Raw genomic sequence first — 21,212 nt, forward strand, 5'->3', positions numbered from 1 at the left:
CCGCACGCAACATGGGATGCTAGCGCGCCTCGCTTTGTCGACGTATCACGCCTTCCCGTTTTGGTCCGCCCGATGCCGGCGGCCTACCTTTCCCGTTTTAGAAAATTCACCGCTCCCATCGAGGTGCAACCTTTTAATACACGTCGCGCCGTGCAAAGACAACAAAAGCGACAGCGAGAGCCATAAGTCCCCACACGGCCAGCACCGTCATGGAAAAGCCGAGCGTCATTCCTTCAATCGGAGGAGCGGCGCCTTTCAAGTAATCGGTGAGCCGCAAATTGACCATAAACAAATACTTTGCGGACTGCCATGACGACACCATGTTCGACAAAATGGCGCCCGAAATGAGAGCCGCCAGCATCACTCCCATCACCGCCGCTGTGCTCCGAAACAGAACGGAAAGCATCAATGTCAACGTGCCGACGACCGTGCTGACAAACGCGGCTAACCCCAACTCCATCAAAATGTATTTCCATTGCGGAATCATATGCACGTTATCCGTATTCAAGTCCTCGCCTTGGGAAACAAAACCGGTCAACAACGGCAAATGAAAGCCGCCATACCCGAATACAAGGCCGGAGATGGCATACGACAGCACCGCTGTTGTCAGCATAATAAACGACACGGACAGCAGCAAAGCGATATATTTGCTAAGCAGCACTTTCCACCGTTTCACCGGCCGGACGAGAAGCAGCTTGATCGTTCCGGCGCTCGCCTCCGAGGAGACAAGATCGGCCGCCACCACCATGACGAGCAGCGGCAAAAACAAGTCGATGGCGTTTTCGATAAACGTGCGCATAAACGTCGGCGCCCCCGGGGCGGACGGATTCACGTTGTGCTCTAAGTAATACTGTTGCTGCTTGAGGCGGATTTGTAAATATTTGCGCCACTCCTCGGACATGCTCGGCGACTGGAGGCGATTTTGCAAGTCGACGATTTGCTGCTGCAGCTGCGTCCGCCAGTCGGTCGTGCCGAGCCGTTTTCTCAACTCTTCCGTCTCCCGATATTGAGCATATGTAAACAAGGCGACGAGCACCGCCACAATGGCGGCGATCACCCATAGCCGCTTTTTGCGGACGATTTTCAACATTTCATTGTACACAAGCTTACTCAATCGTTTCGCCCCCTGTCAGCTCGATAAATAAATCTTCGAGCGTCGGCAACCGCGGTTCAATGTGAGCAACCGCCACGCCGGCACGGACGAGCTTGGCGTTCCAAGCAGCGAGCTTGGCCGGTTCATACGGCGTGATAATCCCCTCTTCATCCGCCCGCAGCACCTCCGTCTCCTCAGCGAGCAGCGCCTGCGCCCGATCGAGCGGAGCCGCTTTCCAGACGACGCGCGCCTGTTCGTTTAACAGCCGCTCGACTGTATCAACAGCTAGCAGGCGCCCTTTCGCCATAATAGCGACGCGATCGCACATGAGCTGAATTTCGCTTAACAAATGCGAAGAGACGAGAACACTAAGCCCTTCCGTTTCCGCCAAAAAGCGGATGAAGGCGCGCATTTCACGAATGCCGGCCGGATCAAGGCCGTTGGTCGGCTCATCCAAAATAAGCACCTTCGGCTTCCCGAGCAGCGCTTGCGCTATGCCAAGCCGCTGCCGCATGCCGAGCGAATACGCGCTTACCCGGTCGTGAATGCGCTGCTCGAGCCCAACGAGCTTCGCCACTTCCATGATTCGATCGGCGCCGATTCCCGGCATCATACGGGCGAAATGTTCAAGGTTTTCCCATCCGGTTAAGTACGGGTACATTTCCGGATTTTCGACGATGCAGCCGATTTGGCGGATCGCCTCGGTAAACTGGCGGTGAAGATCATACCCGCCAATCATCACCGTCCCCGACGTCGGGCGAATGAGCCCAACGAGCATGCGGATCGTCGTCGTTTTGCCCGCGCCGTTCGGCCCTAAAAAACCGAACACTTCCCCTTCGTGCAAAGCAAACGAAACGCCTCGGATAATTTCTTTGCCGCGGATCGTTTTCCGCAGTTCATGGACCGCTAGTGTCACCGGTTTCATCATCAGCGATTCTCCTCCGTCAGCGTAATCAGCGAAGCGACACGCTCTCCGATTCGTTTGTATCCTTCTTGGTTTGGGTGGAAATGATCGCTGTACAAATAGTCGTTGACGTGCAAAGCAAACAAATCAAACGTCGGCACCGCGACGACGTTCGGATAGCGGGCCGCCACTTCCGCCGCGACAAAATTCCAGTCGCGGACGACGGCGGACGTGCGTTTGGCATCGCCGAAATCGCTGAACGGGTTGTATAAGCCGATCGCCAAAATGACGGCATCGGTGTTGAAGCGCCGAAGCATGGCAAAAATGCGGTCTAGGTTCGCCGCATACTGCCGTTTTGCCGCGTTCAGCTCTTTTTCATTCAGCCGAAGCGCTTCCCCGCCCCGAAACAGATCGTTGCCGCCGATCGTCATGACGATCAGATCGGCCATGGCGATTTGCCGCTGAATCTCAGGTTGGCCGAGCTGGCGAAGCAAGCCATCGGAGCGCAGGCCACGAACCGCCAAGTTCGTAACGCGAATCGGCGCCTCCGTCTGCTTTCGCAGCTCATCGACCATATAGCCGACATACCCTTTGCCGCTTTCATCGCCCGTCCCCCGCGTCAACGAGTCGCCTAAAGCGACGATATCGATATCACCATCGCCCTTCTTTGCCCCGTGGACCGAAGGCTGCGTTTGCCCCGGGGGCTTAGAGGGGGGAGCGAGCTGGTCTTGCACGGCCAACACGAGCCCGCCAAGCCAAAGCGCTGCTGACATAGCGGCAGCCGCAATCACAAGCCCCACAACGCCCAGTCGCATACCATTCACCTCATTTCATTTGCTTTGTCGCTGCCTTTCACCATCGGTTTCAGCATCGTTAGTTTGCTCCGGCCGCCGTTTCATTCGCCAACGTTTTGGATTCCAGTACTTCCTCAGCTTTGCCGCCGCTTCCTTTCCCACCAGCCATGCTCCGGCCCAAAACAACATCTCGGCGAGCACAACGGCGCTCGTCACCGCCCATGCTTTGACGGAAGCGGAAAACGGTAAAAATGGAGCGATCGGCGGAACGACCCAAACAACGAACGAGGCGATGATCAGTCCGACACCGATGCGCTGCCTAGCGGACGGCTTTCGCTTCACTCTTTCGCCCCCTTTTGCCTGAATGCCAAAAGCAAACACTCACGTATTTCCACTCTAACATATTTATCCTTGTTTTCCAAAACGGTTCGCTTGGCTTCCCATGCGCGCCGGCGAAAAGGAGAGCTCGCTTCAACGCCGTCCGCCCGCAGCATAGGGCAGAATCGAAGAAGAGGGTGTTCCCAAAGGATCGGAACACCCTCTCTCATCGCTATATATAGACTTCCATGACAAAACATTTTTATCACCATCGGAAGGATGAAAATGTCCTTATGTTGAATGCTGTAACTTTACTCATTTTGGAATTCAGGTGTTTTCAGGATAGATACTAAACCCCCTCTCCACACTATATGCTGTGTCTTTCTTGAGAGGAGATCGCCTTTTGGGTCATTCCCCCATGATTTACTCGCGCAATCGCTTCTCGGAATCGTTTCCTAAGTAGAAAAAAACTTGTTACATCGTTCATACGTTCGATCATCGTCCAAGGCAAACGGCTGTTTTTTACCAACGTTCTAGCCGAACCGCCTCTTGCAGCTGCGGATAAAAAACGCCGATCGTATCACCGGTGAACACCCCACCGCTGTATGAATCATAAATCGAAAAGTGGTGGTTCGCATGCCCCGGCGTATCATAAAAGGTAAGCGTCCGCTCGGCGCTCAGTGCGAGCGTCTCTCCATCCTCCTTCACGATCACCCGTTCTTCCGGCACCGGAACAATCGGAGCAAAGAGCGCATCAAATTGGGCGCCGTACACCGCCTTCGCTCCGGCGATGAGACGCGATGGGTCGACTAAATGCCGCTTCCCTTTCGGATGGACGACGACCGTGGCGTTTGGGCAATGCTGAAGAAGCAGCTCGGTTAGGAAGCCATCTCCTTGCTCGCCACTCCTTTCCGTCCATTCCGTACAGCCAAGATCACCGCCGCTGCCCAGCCGATCACGATGAGACTATAAACGGTCGGATACACGGATGCTGGCGCCTCCCAAGCGTGCAGAAGCGTGCGGACATTCGTCAAAATGATGAGACCGCCAACTAGCACCCCAAGCAAATGGGACGGCAGTTTGCGCACAAGCCAAGCGGCAATCGGCGCGGCGATGATCCCCCCCGCCATCAGCGTTAGCACCCAATACCAGTTGACCTGCTCCCAGCCGAGAGAAATCGCAAATCCGATCGTCGCCGAGAGCGCAACGGCAAATTCGGACGTATCGACGGTGCCAACGACCTTGCGCGCCTCCATGGTCCGATTCGCGAGCAGCACCGGCGTCGCAATCGGCCCCCAGCCCCCTCCCCCAGTGGCGTCAAGAAACCCGGCTACCAAACCGAGCGGGACGAGCTGTTTGTTCGACCATTGTTTTCCCGAAGCCGATGGGGCGCGGCCGTTCAATACCAAGAATCGATAAATAATGTAAAAGCCAAGCACCAATAAAAACAATGAAACGTACGGTTTGATCAAATCTCCCGGCAAGTTGCTTAAAAAGCAAGCACCGACAAACGCGCCGACCGATCCGGGAATAATCAGCTTCACCACCATGGCGCGGTCGACGTTGCCAAATTTCCAATGGGAAATACCGGACGCCGCCGTCGTCGCCACTTCCGCCAAATGGACGGACGCTGAAGCGACGGCCGGGGCGATGCCGAACGTCAGCAAAAGCGTCGTTGAAGTGACGCCGTACGCCATCCCGAGCGATCCGTCAATGAGCTGAGCAATCAATCCTACAAACAGAAACACAATCAATTTTTTCATGATTCTCCCTCCGTTTACTATAGTTAAGCATGTTACTTATATTTAAATCCAACTATTCATAGTTGTCAACTATGATTTTTACAAAAATAAAACAATTCATTCCCTCCCCATCATCCGGCTCTCCATCAAAAGCCGGACTCGATTTTATGCTTCCAAGAAAGAAGAGAAAACAAATCATGTTTTGTATACACTTGTCCGGTGAAGTAAACCGTCTGTCAAGTCCATATTATGGTGATGAACTTGACCGAATCACAACGAAATACAAAAGGGAGGCGGGGTCTGTCAAGTCCATATTGTGGTGACGAACCTACCATCCGTTGTGAACAAAAAAAACATAACAGCAATCCTCAGACCGAAGCCGCATCGAACGAAAAAAGGCGCTCTGCGCTTTGCCCAGAGCACCTTTGACAACGAGGCCGCCACCGCGACCGCTTCACCGGATGGCGGCCTGCCGCTCCATCATCCGCTTAAAACTTTCCTTGGTATCGTTCGATTTCCCACGCATGAACCGCCGTGCGGTAGCTGTTCCATTCGTCTTTTTTCATCGCCACGTATTCATGGAATACATGCTCGCCGAGCGTCGCACGGCCGATTTCGCCGTCTTCGAACGCCGCGATGGCAGCGCCTAAGTTTTCCGGCAAGTTGTCGATGCCAAGCACCGCGCGGCGTTCTTCTGACATATGGAAAATGTCTTCGTCAATCGCCGCTGGAGGCGTCAACCCTTTTTCCACGCCGTCAAGGCCAGCCGCTGCGATGATGGCGTAAGCCAAGTACGGGTTGGCTGACGGATCTGGGCAGCGCAGCTCAACGCGCGTCGCCATGCCGCGCTTCGCTGGAATGCGAATGAGCGCCGAACGGTTGGAAGCCGACCACGCGATATAGCAAGGCGCCTCATACCCCGGCACCAGCCGTTTGTACGAATTGACAAGCGGGTTGGTCACAGCCGCAAAATGTTTGACGTTTTTTAACAAACCGGCGATAAATTGGTACGCTGTAGCTGACAACTGATTGGCATCGTTCGGGTCAAAGAACGCGTTTTCTCCGTCTTTGAAGAGAGAAATGTTGACATGCATCCCCGAACCGTTGATACCGAACACCGGCTTCGGCATGAACGTCGCGTGAAGGCCGAATTTGCCGGCGATCGTTTTAACGACCCATTTGTATGTCGTCGCGTTATCGGCCGCCCCGAGCGCGTCCGCGTATTTGAAGTTGATTTCATGCTGGCCTTCCGCCACCTCATGGTGCGACGCTTCGATCGTAAAGCCCATCGCTTTTAAGGCGCGGTAAATTTCAAGGCGAACGCGTTCCCCTAAATCTTTCGGGGACGGTTCAAAATAGCCGCCGTTGTCATGAAGTTCAAGCGTCGGGTTGCCGTGTTCATCCGCTTTGAACAAGAAAAATTCGAGCTCCGGGCCGACCGAAATCGTGTATCCTTTTTCCGCCGCCCGCTCAACCGTTTTTTTCAGCACGTTGCGCGGATCGCCTTCAAACAGCGTGCCGTCCGGGTTGGTCACCGAGCAAAGGAAGCGCGCTTCTGCATAACCTTCTTCCACCGTCCACGGCAACACCGCGAACGTATTCAAATCCGGCAACAAGTACAAGTCAGAACGATTGATCGGTGAAAATCCTTTGATCGACGAACCATCGAACATGATTTTTCCACCGACGACGTCATCAAGCTGCTCGGCCGTGACGGTGACATGCTTTAAAATCCCTTCAATGTCGACGAACTGCAAATGAAGCAGCTCTACATTTTTTTGTTGGATCGTTTCTTTGATTTGCTCCAACAGCCCCGTTTGTGTAGAGGAAACGAACAAATTCGACATGTTACATTACCTCACATTCGTACGTTTATTTTTCTAACATGCTTTTATTATAGAAAAAGAGCCGCCGTTTGGCAACCCTTTTTTCATTAATTTTTCTGTATTTTTATAACGGTTTTTGGAACCGTTTACAAAACAAAGTGCGAAAACGCGGATGTTTATACAAAAACGAAACAGCTTGCGAAACGATGTTTCCTGCAAGCTGTCCTTTGTCATCCGCCATCAATGTTACATGTTCTCCTTGCGGTGTCGCCATGATCCGGACGGGATGAGCGGCAAACCGACCGCTTTTTCCGGCCGATAAACGTACACATATCCTTCGAGCGGTTGACAGACATCGCGAACCCATACTCGTTCGTATTCATTGTCGTCCCGTCCTTCCCCGTAGTCTTCAAGCTCATCCATCGCCTTGAGCCCCTCTTCCGTCACCGTCAGCCATTCCCCCTCCACTTCCCCCTCTTCTCCGAGCACAAGCGCGGGGTACAACCCGACGTTGTATAAACGGCCCTTGACTTTTCCTGGGCGTACGTCGCGAACGTACGGCGCCGCGATAGGGTGATTGTCCTCACCCGTCAGCAGTGTTCCGTACACAAACACCCGATATCGTCGTTCCGCCATCTTCTCGCCCCTCCCTTTTGTTTACATAATAATGATTATGAAAACTCAAAGGATGAAACAAAAACAATGGAAGCCCTACCTCTCATCCATCCTTGCCGCTCCGTGGCGGCGCCAGTGTGAATTTGTTGAGCGATTGGTGGCGCAAAAAAGCCGTGTCGGCTGCATCCGCTGAGCAACGACACGGCGGTGACAATTTCGTAACGAACGAATGGTGCTTTTCTTAGCATATCTGTTTGAGTATGAAATGTCAATCATTTTTTACGACGATGGTTTCCATTTAATGCTGCAGCCGATGCTCGGCTTTTGGTGTTCCGGCACCGGACGACCCGCCAACAAAGCGTCCAGCGCGGCACGAATCGATTCCCCGGTCACCGGAATGCCGTTGCTTGGACGCGAATCATCAAGCTGGCCGCGGTAGACGCATTTCAGTTCGCGATCAAAAATGTAAAAATCGGGCGTGCAAGCCGCATCGTACGCTCTTGCCACTTCCTGCGTCTCATCGTATAAATACGGGAACGGATAGCCGAGTTCTTCGGCCACCTTTTTCATGTTTTCCGGCGAGTCGTCCGGATATTGTTCAACATCGTTCGAATTGATGGCGACAAACGACACCCCTTTGGGCATATAATCGTTGGCTAGGCGGACAAGCTCGTGCTGGACATGTTTGACAAACGGACAATGGTTACAAATAAACATAATGACGGTCGCCACATCCGACTTGACGTCATCTAGGCGGACAAGCCGGCCGTCAACGACGTTGGTCAAGGCGAACGGCGGCGCTTGTTTGCCGAGCGGGAACATGTTCGACTCGACAGCTGGCATGATGACCACCCTCTCTCTCCTGTTTTCTTCCTCATTATACCAAAGAACCGCTCAGCATGCATCTTTCATCGCTTGGTGGCCCGGCAGGATCGGTTTCTGACTCGCCGCGCCGGGCAAATCGATGGACAAAACACAGCGAACGGGAGCATAATAAGAACTAACCATTTTCAGCTGACAAACAGAGGGGGAATGATGATGCCGCTCGAACTCAGCGTCCTTGACCAATCGCCGATCGCGAAAGGCACAACGGCCGAGGAGGCGCTTGCCAACACCGTCCGGCTCGCCCAGTTTGTCGAAGAACTCGGCTACAAGCGCTTTTGGGTGTCCGAACATCATGACACGAACAGTCTCGCCGGCTCGTCGCCAGAAGTGCTGCTTGGCTACATCGGAGCGAAAACATCGCGCATCCGCATCGGCTCCGGCGGGGTGATGCTGCCGCATTACAGCGCCTATAAAGTGGCGGAAAACTTCCACGTGTTGGCCGGCTTGGCGCCCGGGCGCGTCGACTTAGGCGTCGGGCGGGCGCCCGGCGGCATGCCGCGAGCGACGATGGCGCTTCATGACGGAAAGCAACGTCCGATCGATCGCTATCCAGAGCAAATTGACGAGCTGCTTGGCTACCTGCATGATGCACTCCCGCCCGTGCATCCGCTTTATGGCGTCAAAGCAACGCCAATCGTGCAGTCCCCTCCGGACGTATGGTTGCTCGGCTCAAGCTCGGAAACGGCGAAGCTGGCGGCGGAAAAAGGGCTGCCGTATGTGTTTGCCCAATTTATTAACGGCGACGGCGGCGAAGCAGCGATGCGCTCGTATCGCGAGCGGTTTGCGCCGTCCCCGTATCTGGACAAGCCCCGGTCGATGGTCGCTGTCTTTGCCGTTTGTGCAGAAAGCGAGGAAAAGGCGGAATGGATCGCCGGCAGCCTCGATTTGACGCTGCTGATGATTGAGCAAGGGATGGCGGTCAACGGCATTCCCGCACCGGAGCAAGCGGCAGCGTATCGATACAGCCCATACGAACGCCAACGGGTGGCGGACAACCGGAGGCGGATGATCGTCGGCAGTCCGGCGCGCGTCAAAGACGAGCTCTACCGGCTAAGCGAAGCGTATGAAACAGACGAAATCATGCTTGTTACGATTACATATGATTTCCACGACAAACTCACTTCGTTTCGGCTGATCGCCGAAGCGATATGGGGGTGAACTGATGCGGATCGTTTCTATTAATGTCGGAACACCGAAAACGCTCGACATCAACGGTCAGCCGCTCGTGAGCGGCATTGACAAAACCCCAGTCGCCGGGCCGGTGGCCGTCGGCAAACGCCATTTAGCCGGAGACGGCCAAGCCGATCTTGTTCATCACGGCGGCGAAGACAAAGCGATTTGCGCGTATCCATCGGAGCATTTTGCCTACTGGGAGCGGCACTATGGCCGGCCGTTTGCGGCCGGGGCATTCGGGGAGAACTGGACGCTTGCCGGTTTGACCGAGGATGAGGCGTGTCTGGGCGACATCTATGCGGCCGGCACGGCGCTCGTGCAAGTGTCACAGCCGCGCCAACCTTGTTCGAAACTCGCTTTGTTCCATCAGCTTCCTGGATTGCCGAAAGCCGTCATTCAGACAGGGAAAAGCGGATTTTACCTGCGGGTGCTGAACGAAGGCGTCGTCGAGCCGGGGGCAGCGTTGCTCCTTGTTGAGCGCGGCCAAGGAGCGTTGTCGATCGCCTACATCAACCGCATTTACTATCATGAGCGGGACAATGTCACCGCCATGGAACAGCTTGCCTATCATCCGGCACTGTCAGCGAGTTGGCGGGAAGCGTTTCTTCACCGTCTCGCCGCTCAGACGGAGCCGTAACCCCTTTCCGCTGGCGCAGACCGCCCGCTGCGCGCGGCCTGCGCCCAATGCCTCCTTCATCCGCCTGTGCCGCTCGGTTCTATCTGCCGACCGATTCGTTTCGCTACGCCCGCTGCCTGCCGCGCTCCCAATAGCGGCGGTACAATTCGAAATAAAATCCTTTGGCCTCAAGCAGCTCCTCGTGCGTCCCTTGTTCCACGACTTTTCCTTCATTCAATACGAGAATGCGATCGGCGTTTTGCACCGTGTTCAACCGGTGGGCGATGACGAAGCACGTTCGGCCGGCCATCAGCCGCGCGAGCGCTTCTTGAATGCGCACTTCCGTCACCGTATCAATATTGCTCGTTGCCTCATCCAAAATCAACACGGCCGGATCGGCGATCATCGCCCGGGCGATGGCCAGCAGCTGCCGCTGTCCTTGGCTGATTCCGCCGCCGTCCGCCGTCAAAACCGTATCATAGCCGTTCGGTAATTTCGTGATGAAGGAATGGGCGTTCGCTTTGCGCGCTGCTTCCTCCACTTCCTCATCCGTCGCCTCGAGCCGGCCGTAACGGATATTGTCGCGAATCGTTCCCGCGAACAAAAACGTATCTTGAAGCACAAACGCCATATGGCGGCGCAAGCTCGCCCGTTTGATCGTCCGGCTGTCGCGCCCGTCAATGACAACAGCCCCCGCATCCGGATCATAAAAGCGGGCTAACAGCTGAAGGACGGTCGTTTTGCCCGCTCCCGTCGGACCGATGAGCGCAACTGTTTCTCCCGGAGAAACGGAGAAGTTCACGCCGCGAAGCGCGGGGCGCTGCTTGTCGTAGGAAAACACCACATCGCGAAATTCGATGCGCCCGTGAAGCCGATCGATCTCTTCCGCTTCCCCCTCATCTTCCTCTTCTTTTGGCAAATCGAAAATTTCCAACACCCGTTCGGCGCCGGCCAATGCTGACAGAAGCGTATTCCACTGGTTCGCCAAATCGTTGAGCGGGCGGGTAAACTGTCGGGCGTATTCGACAAACACGACAATGGTGCCGACCGAGATCATCCCTTTGACCGCCAGCCATCCGCCGACGCCGGCGATCAAGGCGAAACTAAGGTTGTTTAAAAAGTTCATCAGCTTCGGAATAAAGCCGGAATACGTCTGCGCCCAAAATCCCGCTTGTTTCAGCTCGATATTTTTGCGCACCACTTCCGCTGTCATCCGCTCTTCTTGGGAAAACAGCTTCACCACTTTTTGCCCTGACAAAGCTTCTTCAATCAATCCATTCATCTCGCCAAGGGCGCGCTGCTGCTCGCGAAAGCGCACTTGCGTCCGCCGCGTAATCCAACGCATGCCGGCGTACATGAGCGGCACAACGACCAGCGTCACCGCGGTCAAAACGAGGCTTTTGAACACCATGACGGCGATGGCGCCCGCGAGCGTCAATGTGCTCGAAACGACTTGAATGACCGTGCTGTTGAACGTCTGGCTCATATTGTCGATGTCATTCGTAATTCGGCTCATCAGCTCACCTTGCTGGCGGCGGTCAAAAAAGGAAATCGGCAGCTCATGGAAGTGGCGGAACAAGCGGGCGCGAATCGCGTGCACCGTCCGTTGGCCGACGGCGATCATCCAATAGTTTTGTAAAAACGTCGCCGCCCCCAAAGCGGCATAAATCGCCAGCAGAAACAAAAGCGTTGTGAGGAAGCCGTCCGTTTTCCTCTCAACAATATACACATCAATCGCCGAACCGATGACATACGGTCCGGCCAGCGCCAGCGCCGTGCTGGCGACCACCATCCCCAACGCAGCAAGCAGCTTTCGCTTTTGCGGAGCGATAAACGTCCAAAGGCGACGCAGCGTGCCCATGCTGCTTTTGGCTCGCTGACGCCCCGGTTGCCGCGCCCCATGGGGGCTATGCCGTAGTGACATGGCTTTGTCCCTTCTTTCCTTCCTGCGTGGCGACGATCCGCCGGTACAGCTCGCTCGCCGCCAGCAGCTGTTCATGGCTTCCTTGTGCGGTGAGACGGCCGTCTTCCAACAACAAAATCGTATCCGCCATCATCGCCGTGCTCACCTTCTGCGTCACGATGACCATCGTACAAGCATAGCGGCGAAGCGCGGCCAGCAGCTTCGCCTCCGTGACGGCATCAAGCGCACTCGTGCTATCATCAAGCAACAGAATCTGCGGCCGGCCGACAAGCGCGCGGGCGATGGCCAAGCGCTGCTTTTGCCCGCCCGACAAATTGACGCCTTTTTGGCCAACGACCGTCTCGTACCCATCGGGAAACGTGGCGATCGTTTCGTGAATTTGAGCGGCACTTGCCGCCTCGACCAGCTCTTCCATAGTCGCCTCCGTCTTGCCAAAGCGAAGATTATCGGCGACGGTGCCGGAAAAGAGCAGCACCTCTTGCGGAACGAAGCGAACCGCCTCGCGCAGCTGCTTCGCCGGCCACTCGCGCACGTCGACGCCGTCGATCAGCACCCGGCCGGCACTCGGCTCATACAGCCGCGGGATCAGCTGAAGAAGCGTCGATTTCCCCGCTCCTGTCGCCCCTAAAATGGCGACCGTCTCTTGTGGGCGAACGACAAACGACACGCCGGAAAGCGCATCGCGCCCGCTGCCCGGATAGCGAAACGACACGTGTTCAAAGCGAATCTCCCCGCGCTTGGCGGCAGGGGGCTCGACGGTATGGCCGCCGTCCGGCTCGCTTGGCGCGTCAAGCAGTTCCGCCAAACGAGCGGCGGACGCGCGCGCCCGCGACCACGCCATCGTAATAAACGTGAACATCGAGAGCGCCGCCGTCGCCCGCGTAGCATAGTTGACCACCGCGACGACTTGCCCAGCGCTCGCCGTTCCCGCCTCAACGTCATGACGGCCAAAAAACAGCACCGCGACGATGGCCGCATTCATGACAAACAACAAGACCGGGGTGATCGTTTCCACTAGGCGAAACACGCTGATGGTTCGCTCCATCAGCGCATCGTTCGCCCCTAGAAACCGCCCTTGTTCATACTCGTTTCTCACCCACGCTTTAATGAGGCGCATGCCGGCCAAATTTTCCCGCATCACGCCGTTCACCCGGTCAAGCGCCCGCTGAACGGCAGAAAACGACGCGCCTGCCTTTTTCATCACCCACAATAAAAACGCTGCTGACAGCGGAACCGCCACCGCCAGCACGAAAGCAAGCCGGGCCTGAACGACAAACGCCATCCCGACGCCGAAAATGACAAGCAGCGGCGCACGCAAGGCAATGCGCAAGCTCATAAACAGCATGTTTTGCACTTGAGTGACATCATTGGTCATGCGGGTAATCAACGAGGCCGTCGACAGCTGTTCGATCCGCGCCAGTGACAGCGATTGGATTTTCGCAAACAACGTCGTGCGCAGCGCAAACCCATATTCCTGGCCGACATAGGCAGCAGCAAACGAGTTGGCGATGCCCGCGGCAAACGCTAAAAACGATGCGCCCAGCATCACGCTTCCCCACGTAGCGATGGCGGTCAAATCCCGGTTCATCACGCCCTCATCAATGATTTTGCCCATCAAGAGCGGCTGCCACAGCTCGATGACCAACTCCGTCAACATCAACAGCCAAGCTACCGCCATCCATTTCCTGTGCGGGCGCAAATAAACAAGCACCTGCCGCATGTTGTGCCACTCTCCTCTCCACTTTGCGGCGCCGAACCGCCATTGATTTCTCGCCCTTGATTTTATTCTAAACCCGAAATATTGTTTTGACAACGAAGACGTGCGCGGAAAAAGGAACGGCGACCGATCAAGGCGGATGGCCTTCGTTCCCCCCATGGTGACCCGACGGCCAACGGCACGGAAAAAGAGGGTGTCCCAAACGGACCGGGACGCCCTCTTTCATCGCTATATATACGTACTGACTGCTTCTGCCGCACTATATGTTGTGCCTATCTTGAAGGAAGGCGACCTTTTGGGTCAGCCCCTTGACATCAAGCACGATGGACGGCGCCGCGATAACGCGCCACAAGCTTCTTCCGTCCCCATCCTATCGGAGTGGGGCTTCCATGCTTCCCGCACACCAGCGCGGGTCTTCCGTGTTCCCCGCACGCTGGCCTCCCCTATTTACCGCCCTGTTTCCTTGAAAAACGACCGGAAAGCGCGCGGCTCTGAGATCAGCCGCTTCCATCTCCGCCTTCCGCCCGCCGCTGTTGCCACGCCTCTAGCAACACCGCCTGCTCGATCGGTCCGGGGGAAGACAGCGGCGCGAGAGCGAGCACTTGCTGTTCATCGGCGGCAATCGGGAGCAACCGATTCAATTTGGCGATGAGCAAAATTTTTTCGATCATGGCGTTTTCCCGGACGACAATAGCCATGGCACGACCGGCGCTAACTACTCGTTTAAAAAAGCGGACAAGAAGCGCCAGCCCGGTGCTGTCCAAAAATTGGAGTCCGCTTGTATCGACGATGACTAGCGGATGTTCAACGGCGGCGGCCGCCGCCGCCAATTTTTGTTCCGCGGCGAGCTGCGTATGATAGGCGAGCCGCCCGGTGAGCACGACACAATCGTATGCAGGTTTTGCAATCCGTTCCAGTTCAAACAAAAATCGATGCTGTTCCATCATATCCCCCTATCGTTGGCCAGTCTCCTTCCATCCGCGCCATCCGCCCACCAAACATCGGTGACCCGCTTTTCCTTTCCCATCAAACGGCGCAAGGAGGCACCTAGCACGTTCGGGCGCCCTTTCCGATGAAAAAACAGGCCGGTTGCCCGCCGCGTGTTTTCATCCATCGCCGCCCTCCCAGCCCGCCTTTCGCTTCATGGCCATCACGAGCACCCGGCGGCCATCCGGCCGCTCCATCCACGCCATCGCGTCCATCGCCTCGCGGATCAACAGCAGTCCGCGCCCCGATTCAGCGAGCAGCACATCAGCGAGCGTCATGCCAGCAAGCCGCTCAATCGTCTCCAATGAGATGCCGTCACCTTCGTCTTCCACCATCACTGTCACATCGTCAGCAGTGACAAAAAAGGAAAGCGAAATCGTTCGGGAGCCGTCCCCTGCCCGCTTGGCCTCCTTCACCGCATTGACCACCGCTTCATGCACCGCCAGCACAAACAGATCGGCATCGCGGACGGCCAAGAGGCGCGCAGCTTGTTTAGCGATGAAATCGAACCACTCAACCGCCTCTTCGCCCGCTTGGCAAGACACAACCCAACTCAGCCACACGTCCGCCCCCGCCTCACCCGCGGAGCGTAATCGACAACAAACAAATGTCATCCGCCGGAGCGGCGAGCGGGGGACCTTCATTCATCAGCCGTTCAAGGAAGCGTTTATCCGGCAAGTGGCGGCACATTTGCGTGCAAGTGCGGATCGTTTCCATGCTTTGCAAAATGGACGGCTGAATTTCTTCTAAAATGCCATCGGTGTACAAAAGCAGGCGAGCCTGCTTGTCATAATGAACGACCCCTTTTTCAAACGGCAAAGAAAACGGGCTGCCGATCGCCAAACCGCCTTTGTCCAACTCTTGGATGCTTCCGTCCTCAAAAACGAGCAAGCCCGCTGGGTGACCGGCGTTTGTATATTCAATTTTGCGCTCTTTTGTGTCAATCACCAAATAAATCATCGAGAACAAGTAGCGAATGTCATATACTTCCTCTGGAAACAAGGATTGCACGTGCTTCTCGAGCTCGCTCGCCACCAAAACCGGATCAACGACGCGAACGATCAACCCGCGCAGCAGCGAGCGAAGCAGCATGCTCACCAAAGCCGACGAAATGCCATGACCCATGACATCAATGACAATGACGCCATAACGGTATAAATCAATTTGATAACAAGCGTAAATATCGCCCGACAAATCGTCGGATGGGATATAAACGGCCTCCATCGTCACCGTCTCGTTTTGGATGAGCGGCGTCAATAAGTTTTGTTGAATTCGTTTCGCCAATTCAATTTGCCGGCGATGCTCGGTCTCTTTTTGCTTCCGCCTCGTCACATCTTCCGCCACCATGACGTACCCATGAAAACTGGAAACAGGAATGATCGTATACGAAACATCAATCGGCACACCATCACGGCGCTGCGCCACTCCCTCGCCGCATTGCGGTCCGGCGGACGGAAACGGAAGCAACGTTTCGCCGCCACGAAACAGCGTCCAAACCGGACGACCAACCGCGTCTTCCCGTCGCCACCCGAACAGCCGCTCCGCTCCTTGTCCCCAATCTTGCACAGTTCCATCCCGAGCCAGCAAGACAACGGCAAACGGCGCGGACGCGTAAACGGCGTGCAACACATCAGCTGACTGGAGGACGTCAGCCGGCGACGCAGCAGCGCGCTCCACAAACTGCCAAAGAAGCCATTCCCCGTCGCGGCTCCACAGCAGCGAAACGCGCATCCAACTCGTACAGATCCGCCCGCTTTTTGTCATATGACGCGCTTCTCCTTGCCAACAGCCCTCTTGCCGCACGCGGCGGATGATATCGTCAAACCGGGCGGCCGACCATCCGGCGGAAAATAAACTGGCAACCGGCCGGCCGATTAACTCATCTTTGGAAAACTCAAGACGTGCAGCTACCCGCTCACTGATCGCCAAAATCAAACATTGGGAACTGGTGATGACAATGCCTTGATTCAACTGCCCCGCATCTTGCTGATCGATCGCCTGTACGTTCACCTTCACTGTCGTTCAACCCTTTTTCTTCATAATCAGTCTGTCGCCCTCAGCTGACCCCAGCTTCGCGAAACAAAGCGCGCCGCGGCGCCGGACTTCCTCCCTTGATCGGACGGCGCAGCCGCCTCATTGTTCCGGTCAGGAACAATGGCGCTATTGTTCCCTATTCGCTATAATCGGCTCTTTTCCTGCTTCCGTTTCCAAAAATCATTTAGTCCGTTTGTCTTATTTTGTCGGCTGGCTGAATCGTCGACGAATCGCGGCGATGACAAGCAGCGAAACAGGAATGATGACTTGCAGCGGAACATGCAAATAAAACGTGACGATTTTCAATCCTTCATGAATGTGCTCAGTATAATTGTTGGCAATAGCGACCGACAACAATAGGACGAGCAGCCCGAGCGGATAGACGAGCCGCTGATGGCTTGAAACCCCAAACAAGTGAGCCGCCCCAACCACTCCGGCATAAAAAAAGACGGAGATTTTAAAAAAACCGCCGATGATGAGCGCGATCATAAACAACACGTCAAGCCGCTCTAAAAAATGAGCCACTTGCACGCGGCGGATCGTGTCCAAGAGCGGAAACGATGAACGCGACACCGCATCAGGACCGAGGACAGCGATATTGATGGCCATAATGATCGCCAAATTGATGCCGCTTAGCACCATTCCCCCTAAGCCCACGCGCTTCACTTTGACCGGATTGTTCATATACGGAAACAACATCGTAAAGACGATCATTTCACCGAACGGAACGTACAGCGTTTCGGTCCAGACCGTCCTCCACACCCGCCCCCAACCTTCCTCCAACACCGGCTGCAACTGAGTCACATCGACCAGCCCTGAAACAAACACAAGAACAAAGCCAGCGAGCGCCAACAAGTACAACACCGTCAAAAACAGCTCGCCGGTGCGCGCCAACACTTCAATTCCTTTATAAACGCCGTACATGACAGTGAGCGCCATAATGGCGTTCAGCACAAACAACGGCGTTTCCGGGTAAGCGAACGTCAACAGCAGCTCCCCGAAATCGCGCAGCACGCGGGCGGCAATATAAAGAAAATACGTAATATACACAACCGCCAACAGCTTGCCGAGCGGCGCCCCGACGATTTGCGGCAAATAAGCGGTCAGCGGCTGATCGGGATAGTACTCGAACAGCCGGCGATAAACGAAAAACAACAGCAGGCCGAACACCAACCCAAGCAAAATGGCGATCCATACGTCTTGCTTCGCATCCACCCCAAGGGGAATGACGATGGCGCTGCCATGTTCAAACAATACAATCAACACAAACAATTGACGCGCGTTGATTTTGACGGATTCCAATCGACTTTCACCGCCTTTGTTCTAGAAGGCCGGTAATTGAAGGGAGATGCTTACCAGCCTCGTTTCTCAAAAATAGAAAAGCGTTGTGACATCGGCGCTGTTTTCCGCCGATTGTCCATCAAGGAAAACAACGGTTTTTCACCGCTCGTTTCAATGACGGGGGATTTAGGGTAAAATGCTGCTGATCCCACCTATTTCTCAATTAGAGAAGCCTTGCAGAATCAACTTTTCTACGAAAATGCTGAACTGGCGCGAGATTTTCATCCCCGGGTGGAGGGCAGATCTACTGCTCATGGAACTTTTTTGAATGAAACGTCGATTGATGTGTGACAGCGTTTTTTCACCGGCCTTTTAAGGTGTCATACAGCCGTTATTCCTCTATATACGGTCGATTCCGCAGCCCGGTGCGGCGAATGTACAGATCAGCCGTGACAGTGACGTCCAGTTCGGGAAAATAGCGGTCGTGCCACTCTTTCTCAATTTTTTTCCATAAACGCGGATCGGCGCGGTGAACCGCTTCGCCAAACCCGAACACATCGGTTCGTTCCCGCTGGGCCGTTTCGATGGCTTTGGCCACCTCCTGCTTGACGCCCCGTTCGAATTGCTTTTCTAAACGAAATATGACGCCGGTGTCAGCTAAGTTGATCGGAACGCGCACCTCGCTGATGTCGCCTTCCGCCTTAATATGAACGAGAATGGACGGCTGACCGTTTTTTACGTCGGCTTCCACATTCGTTTTCGCTCGTACAATCCGATAGCCGATCGCTTCCCGTTTTCCTCCCCACGGAATAGTAAGATTCGTTTGGTGAATGCGGTCAAGCACCCACATTATGCCTCTTGCCGTCGGTCCGTCAGCCCAGCCAATCAGGCGAGCATGTTTAAACAGCGCCAACCCTTTCAATGTAACGCGGGCGTCAGGCACGGATGACTGCACGTTTTTTTGCCGCCTCCCTTCCTTCGGGTTCCCTTCAATGACTACGCCGGTAACGATCGGATTTCTTCCAGGCGAGGCCAAACTGCGAATCGCCCACCATGCATCGGCGTTCATCGTCTGCCCCCACGCCAGTTCTGAAAACTCGAGCGTTTTAATAATTTGGTTGGCGGAAATTTTATCAATCGGCGTTAACACTGAAAGCGTGTCTTTCGCCGAATGGCCGCGGGCGATCACTAAGCGCGCCGTCGTTCGAAACTGCTGATTGCGCTCCAAGGCATCAAACACCCCGTCCATCCCTTCGCGCGCCACTTCTTCTCCGACGACGACCAAGTTCGTATGGGCGTAATACAAAAGGCGCGAGACTTTTTCCGACGCTTTCCGGCTCGCCTCGACCAAGCTGTCCCCAGTTGACGTATAAATCGACACCGGCACTCCGGCTGCCCCGCCGCCGCGCTGCACCGCTCCAGCGACGTTGCCTGGGTTGACGACTTGAAAGGAGGCGAGATACTTGCCGTCTTCCGTCTTATCCAAACCAACCGCAATGACAAACGCCAAATCGGTCAGCTCTTTTTTACTCCAGCAGCCCGAAAGCAAACAGACGCAGACAGCAAACGGCAAAAACACGGCGAGCGGCCGTTTCATGACTCGTCCTCCTTCTCTTGGCGCGATGGTGCCGGCGGCTGCGGCTTTTGGCCGCCCGATTGGCGGACAATGTTCTTTTGGTTAATCAAGCGCGGCCGCTCGCGGAACATCCATGTCGGAACGCGAAACAGCGTGTCACCGGTGTTCGAAGGAATGAGCGGAGCGAGCGGCGACATATACGGAACGCCGAACGACCGCAAACTGCATAAATGAATGACCATGATCAAAAGCCCCATCATAATGCCGTAAAATCCAAGTATCGCCGCCAAAAACATCAAGCCAAAGCGGATCAGCCGCGCCGAGATGGCGATGGCAAACGACGGCGTGGCAAAGCTGGCAATTGCCGTAACTGAAACGACGATCACCATCGCTGACGATACAAATCCTGCCTCCACTGCCGCCTGGCCGATGACTAACGCTCCGACGATCGACACCGCTTGGCCGACGGCGCGCGGCAAACGGACGCCGGCCTCGCGCAGCACCTCAAACGTCACCTCCATGGCCAGCGCCTCAACAAACGCCGGAAACGGTACGGATTCACGCTGAGCAGCGATGGCGATGACGAGCTGGGTCGGGATCATCTCTTGGTGAAACGTCGTCGCCGCGATGTAAATGGCCGGGGCGACAAGGGAGATAAAAAAAATGAGCACGCGCAAAAAACGAAGGGCCGTCGCGATGTCAAACCGGGCGTAATAATCTTCACCGACTTGAAAAAATTGAATAAACAGCGCCGGTGCCACGAGCACAAACGGCGTTCCTTCCACAAGAATCGCGACTCGACCTTCCAGCAAATTGGCCGCCACTACATCCGGCCGCTCTGTATGATACACTGTGGGAAATGTGGTAAACGTCTGATCTTCAATCAGCTGTTCGATATAGCCGGACTCGAGCACGCCGTCAATGTCAATGCGGGCAAGACGCTTCTTCACTTCGGTGACAATGTCGTCATTGGCGATTCCTTTCACATACATAATGGCGACATCGGTTTGCGTCACCGTGCCGATTTGCATCGTCTCCAGCCAAAGGTTCGGGTTTTTAATGCGGCGGCGAATCAGCGCCGTATTCGTGCGCAACGACTCGGTAAACCCTTCACGCGGGCCGCGGATGGCGATTTGGGTTTGCGGTTCTTCAATCGAACGGTATTGCCCGCCTTTTGTGCTCGCGCTAATGGCCAACGCCGCTCCATCGAGCAAGAGAATCGTCGCTCCGGAAAACAGGTTGAAAAACAGCCGCTTCCAATCACTGACTTGCTCGATGCCGCCGACTGCGGCGAGCTTTTTTTCAATCCATTGAACCCGCTCCTTTTCCTCGAGCGCGAGCGGAAACGACGCCGTAAGGAGCGGCAGAAGCAAAAACTCGTATACGTTTTTTTCATCGACGAGCCCGTCGACAAAGACGATGGCCGCTTTCATTTGCGTTTTTTGGCCGAGGGAAAAACGGCGAATGACGATATCGCTGCTTTCGCCGGTCGCCCGCCGAATGATGTCGATGTTCACCGCCAGTTCAGGTGACAGCGGCTCTTCTGGGACGTCCGCCGCTTCGCCGCTATGGTCGGCCCCTTCTTGCTGCACGCCGTCGTTCATCCGCTCCTTTTGCCGACGCATCCCCCACTGAAACAGCATAGTCCTTTCCTCCTTGCTCCATATCGCGTTTATCCTCCATTATAGGCAATCCGCCAAACGTGTATACGGGGATGCATCATTTCT

19 protein-coding genes and 1 pseudogene are annotated in these 21,212 nt (G+C 55.3%); 2 read left to right on the forward strand and 18 right to left on the reverse strand.

Going from position 1 to position 21,212, the window contains the following annotated elements; all coding sequences use genetic code 11:
* Nucleotides 1–133: 133 nt before the first annotated feature.
* From B4113_RS00875 to B4113_RS00920, 9 genes and pseudogenes are all read right to left on the reverse strand, one after another.
* Nucleotides 134–1,114, reverse strand: coding sequence for an ABC transporter permease (locus B4113_RS00875; protein ID WP_033843887.1), 981 nt, complete (start codon nt 1,112–1,114; stop codon nt 134–136).
* Nucleotides 1,107–2,021, reverse strand: coding sequence for an ABC transporter ATP-binding protein (locus B4113_RS00880; RefSeq protein WP_061912098.1), 915 nt, complete (start codon nt 2,019–2,021; stop codon nt 1,107–1,109). Before B4113_RS00880 ends, B4113_RS00875 begins: the two co-directional genes overlap by 8 nt.
* Nucleotides 2,021–2,812 (reverse strand): SGNH/GDSL hydrolase family protein, encoded by a 792-nt coding sequence (locus tag B4113_RS00885; protein ID WP_033843890.1) that lies wholly within the window; start codon nt 2,810–2,812, stop codon nt 2,021–2,023. Before B4113_RS00885 ends, B4113_RS00880 begins: the two co-directional genes overlap by 1 nt.
* Before the next feature lie 15 nt (nt 2,813–2,827).
* Nucleotides 2,828–3,133: a transporter suffix domain-containing protein gene (locus B4113_RS00890; protein ID WP_033022624.1), complete on the reverse strand. Its 306-nt coding sequence runs from the start codon at nt 3,131–3,133 to the stop codon at nt 2,828–2,830.
* Nucleotides 3,134–3,652: 519 nt separating this feature from the next.
* Nucleotides 3,653–3,982: pseudogene (locus tag B4113_RS00900) on the reverse strand (MBL fold metallo-hydrolase); the annotation flags it as partial.
* Nucleotides 3,983–3,987: 5 nt separating this feature from the next.
* The gene (locus B4113_RS00905; RefSeq protein ID WP_033843895.1) at nt 3,988–4,872 is read right to left on the reverse strand and encodes a sulfite exporter TauE/SafE family protein; all 885 of its coding nucleotides are present in this window, start codon (nt 4,870–4,872) and stop codon (nt 3,988–3,990) included.
* Nucleotides 4,873–5,339: 467 nt separating this feature from the next.
* Nucleotides 5,340–6,698 (reverse strand): type I glutamate--ammonia ligase, encoded by a 1,359-nt coding sequence (glnA, locus tag B4113_RS00910; RefSeq protein WP_033843896.1) that lies wholly within the window; start codon nt 6,696–6,698, stop codon nt 5,340–5,342.
* Between the two features lie 225 nt (nt 6,699–6,923).
* Nucleotides 6,924–7,313 carry a gamma-glutamylcyclotransferase gene (locus B4113_RS00915; protein ID WP_033843897.1) on the reverse strand — a complete coding sequence of 130 codons (390 nt, stop codon included), beginning with the start codon at nt 7,311–7,313 and terminating at the stop codon, nt 6,924–6,926.
* A 258-nt stretch (nt 7,314–7,571) separates the two neighbouring features.
* Nucleotides 7,572–8,135, reverse strand: a complete 564-nt coding sequence (locus tag B4113_RS00920) for a thioredoxin family protein (RefSeq protein WP_033844920.1) — start codon at nt 8,133–8,135, stop codon at nt 7,572–7,574.
* Nucleotides 8,136–8,330: 195 nt separating this feature from the next.
* Here B4113_RS00920 and B4113_RS00925 point away from each other — a divergent pair, with 195 nt between their 5' ends.
* Both B4113_RS00925 and B4113_RS00930 read left to right on the forward strand, forming a co-directional pair.
* Nucleotides 8,331–9,335: an LLM class flavin-dependent oxidoreductase gene (locus B4113_RS00925; protein WP_033843899.1), complete on the forward strand. Its 1,005-nt coding sequence runs from the start codon at nt 8,331–8,333 to the stop codon at nt 9,333–9,335.
* 4 nt (nt 9,336–9,339) lie between these two features.
* Nucleotides 9,340–9,987, forward strand: coding sequence for an MOSC domain-containing protein (locus tag B4113_RS00930; protein ID WP_033843902.1), 648 nt, complete (start codon nt 9,340–9,342; stop codon nt 9,985–9,987).
* A gap of 103 nt (nt 9,988–10,090) precedes the next feature.
* On the opposite strand, the gene B4113_RS00935 is transcribed toward B4113_RS00930, so the two are convergent.
* The 9 genes from B4113_RS00935 to B4113_RS00970 all read right to left on the reverse strand — a co-directional run bounded on the left by B4113_RS00935 (nt 10,091) and on the right by B4113_RS00970 (nt 21,128).
* On the reverse strand, nt 10,091–11,890 hold the full coding sequence (locus B4113_RS00935; protein ID WP_033843903.1) for an ABC transporter ATP-binding protein: 1,800 nt from the start codon (nt 11,888–11,890) through the stop codon (nt 10,091–10,093).
* A complete protein-coding gene (locus B4113_RS00940) occupies nt 11,874–13,610 on the reverse strand; it encodes an ABC transporter ATP-binding protein (protein ID WP_061912100.1) in 1,737 nt (578 codons plus the stop codon). The genes B4113_RS00935 and B4113_RS00940 overlap by 17 nt, the downstream gene beginning before the upstream one ends.
* A 494-nt stretch (nt 13,611–14,104) precedes the next feature.
* On the reverse strand, nt 14,105–14,551 hold the full coding sequence (locus B4113_RS00945; RefSeq protein ID WP_033843906.1) for an STAS domain-containing protein: 447 nt from the start codon (nt 14,549–14,551) through the stop codon (nt 14,105–14,107).
* Entirely contained in the window at nt 14,551–14,721 is a 171-nt protein-coding gene (locus B4113_RS19800) for a hypothetical protein (protein ID WP_156102720.1), read from the reverse strand. Before B4113_RS19800 ends, B4113_RS00945 begins: the two co-directional genes overlap by 1 nt.
* On the reverse strand, nt 14,714–15,157 hold the full coding sequence (locus B4113_RS00950) for an ATP-binding protein (RefSeq protein WP_051962697.1): 444 nt from the start codon (nt 15,155–15,157) through the stop codon (nt 14,714–14,716). The genes B4113_RS19800 and B4113_RS00950 overlap by 8 nt, the downstream gene beginning before the upstream one ends.
* Before the next feature lie 13 nt (nt 15,158–15,170).
* Complete coding sequence (locus tag B4113_RS00955; RefSeq protein WP_033843907.1) at nt 15,171–16,610, reverse strand: PP2C family protein-serine/threonine phosphatase; 1,440 nt, start codon at nt 16,608–16,610, stop codon at nt 15,171–15,173.
* A 216-nt stretch (nt 16,611–16,826) separates the two neighbouring features.
* Nucleotides 16,827–17,930, reverse strand: coding sequence for a GerAB/ArcD/ProY family transporter (locus B4113_RS00960; RefSeq protein WP_033843909.1), 1,104 nt, complete (start codon nt 17,928–17,930; stop codon nt 16,827–16,829).
* Between the two features lie 370 nt (nt 17,931–18,300).
* Nucleotides 18,301–19,506 carry a Ger(x)C family spore germination protein gene (locus B4113_RS00965; protein ID WP_033843910.1) on the reverse strand — a complete coding sequence of 402 codons (1,206 nt, stop codon included), beginning with the start codon at nt 19,504–19,506 and terminating at the stop codon, nt 18,301–18,303.
* A complete protein-coding gene (locus B4113_RS00970) occupies nt 19,503–21,128 on the reverse strand; it encodes a spore germination protein (protein ID WP_033843911.1) in 1,626 nt (541 codons plus the stop codon). Before B4113_RS00970 ends, B4113_RS00965 begins: the two co-directional genes overlap by 4 nt.
* Nucleotides 21,129–21,212 lie beyond the last annotated feature (84 nt).

Source organism: Geobacillus sp. B4113_201601, assembly GCF_001587475.1.
GTDB classification, from domain to species: domain Bacteria; phylum Bacillota; class Bacilli; order Bacillales; family Anoxybacillaceae; genus Geobacillus; species Geobacillus icigianus.